1 protein-coding gene is annotated in these 2,193 nt (G+C 52.3%); it reads left to right on the top strand.

The features are described 5' to 3' along the window. Positions 1 to 233: 233 nt before the first annotated feature. Positions 234 to 2,039 (top strand): P-loop NTPase fold protein, encoded by a 1,806-nt coding sequence (locus D7W79_RS43425; protein WP_147442338.1) that lies wholly within the window; start codon positions 234 to 236, stop codon positions 2,037 to 2,039. Positions 2,040 to 2,193 lie beyond the last annotated feature (154 nt).

Raw genomic sequence — 2,193 nt, 5'->3', positions numbered from 1 at the left:
CTTCACGTCCGCGACGAGCGCGGGGACGCCGTCCACTTCGCCTTCTTCGTCCTCGGCTGTTGCGTCATGCTCCTCCGCCGGATCTGTCCGGACATTTGTTAGGAGTTGTTAGATGGGGCTCGTTGTGGCTTGGACTTAATTGCGTGATGGACGGCCGGGTGTCGATTTGTGAATAATAGCCGATCGAAGTGCGGGCGACTATGTCTGTATTTTTTTGAGATGGAGCTGCATCAATGTCAATCAATGACGATGTGAAGAAAACGCTAGTTCGGCTGCTGAGTGCGAAACGAGAGGGCGGACCGGGGAGTGTGTCGCTGATAACCGGCCCTTGGGGCGCCGGCAAAACACATTTCTGGAAAAAAGAAGTGGTTCCGGCCCTAGGCAGGCGCACGTCGTATGTGTCTGTTTTCGGCATTGAAAGTTCGAATCAGCTAAAAAGCAGGCTGTTTACGAGGCTCGTGATGGATGGCGGGAATTGGCTGGAGGGGAGGATTGGTGCAGTAAAACAAGCGGAGAAGGCTGTTGGTTTTATTTCCAGGCTTACAGGCCGGACTTCAACAACTGTGGCTGGGCTAGGGGAGGCCTCAGTTAGCTACGCCCTATCGAAAATCCCTCTCGATCCATTGGAGATGATGGACTTGGTTCCGCGCGATACGGTGTTTTGCGTTGATGACGTGGAGAGGGTTTCAAGCAAGTACAAAATCGAGGAGCTTCTTGGGATTGTTAATGTGCTTTCTGAGCACAAGGGGTTTGATGTTGTCTTGATTTGCAATGAAGAGCACATGAGTTCGTCGGAAAGGCTTGGGGCTTACAAGGTGTACAAGGAGAAGGTGGTTTCTACGCAGCATTTAATTGTGCCCGACGTAGAGGTCATTCTGGATGGAATGATAGCCCGACTTGATGGTGATGTAAGGGCTAAGGTTGAGGTGCATAGGAAGGTTGTGCTGGATGTGCTGAGTCGTAGTGGTTCATCCAATATGAGAAATGCCAGGCGGGTATTGGATCATTTGGCTGTCGTTTATGGGTTGGGGTTGCCGGCGCTGCCAGATGCGGCGGTGGAAATACTTGTTGCTCTGGTGGTGGAGCTTGCCGAGGGGCTGGATAGGGAGCCTGATTTCTATAGTTTCGATGCGACGTATGTCAGGTTCTCTGATGCGTTGTCTGGTGTTCATGGGGGTGGGCGTCGCGAAATTTCGGATCTGGAGAAGGCACGCCGTGCCTTTCTTGAGCGATTTAAATTTGGATCTGGGTTTGTTTTTAGTGCTGCCTTATTTCGGCTTGTTCGCCATGGGGCAGCCGATGCCGCACTGATAAAGGCCGAACTGTTCCCTGTAGTAAAAGTCGAGACTAGGCTGGGGCAGTTGATTGCCGAGGTCAGTGGGGAGCGATGGACTTCGGGCACGGCTGAGCAGGTTTTGGAACTTGCTCGGAATCTTGTTGAGGCGGCAAAGGATAGGGAAAGCGGTGGGGCTGGTCGGGTGCTGAAGGCGATTCAATATGCAGTGATGCTTTCTGATTTTGCTGGCGGTGAAGTTAGTGATCAGGATGTGGCTACTGTTAAAAGACAGGTCTTGTTCTTGGCTCAGAATGGCGACGATTCAATTTCGGATAATTATGAGCTGCTGAGTGGAAACCGCGATCCTAGGATTTCTGATATTTTAATCGACTATAGGATGGAGTTGCGAAAGCAGTTGGTGCTGGAGGCTTTCACGCATTGCAAGATGCTGATCCAGGCTGGATCTTCTGTGAAGGTTGCAGACGAGTTTAGGCGGAATGGAGAGATGGCCAGGTACTTTGTTGAGGGCGGAGGGATGGAGTTTATACTGCCGAGACTTGCTAGTGATGCGGCGATGGTTTCGTCCGTGGCAGTCGCTCTTGGTCGTGTTTTTGAGGTTTGGAGTAGTGCATGGCCTGATGCGAAAAAGCATCTCAATCAACTAGTTGAGGGATTGGAGCGTGCACAGCAGGAGAGCGGGATTGATCGAATGCAGGCTTGGCGGATTGGGCGGGCACTGGATTCGATACGCAGAGAGCGATGACTCTTTGTGGCAGTGGTTTCCGAATGTTTATGCGGCCTACTGACTAACTGCTCCTAGCAAATGTCCGGACAGATCCGGCGGAGGAGCATGACGCAACAGCCGAGGACGAAGAAGGTGAAGTGGACGGCGTCCCGCGCTCGTCGCGGACGTGAAA

This window comes from Corallococcus exercitus, assembly GCF_003611585.1.
Taxonomy (GTDB): domain Bacteria; phylum Myxococcota; class Myxococcia; order Myxococcales; family Myxococcaceae; genus Corallococcus; species Corallococcus exercitus.
The sequence above is the reverse complement of the archived record's forward strand: the minus strand, read 5'-3'. Positions and strand labels throughout refer to the sequence as shown.

Excerpts from the sequence above, each read along its gene's own strand:
- D7W79_RS43425 (WP_147442338.1), top strand. The coding sequence starts at position 234 with ATGTCAATCAATGACGATGTGAAGAAAACGCTAGTTCGGCTGCTGAGT.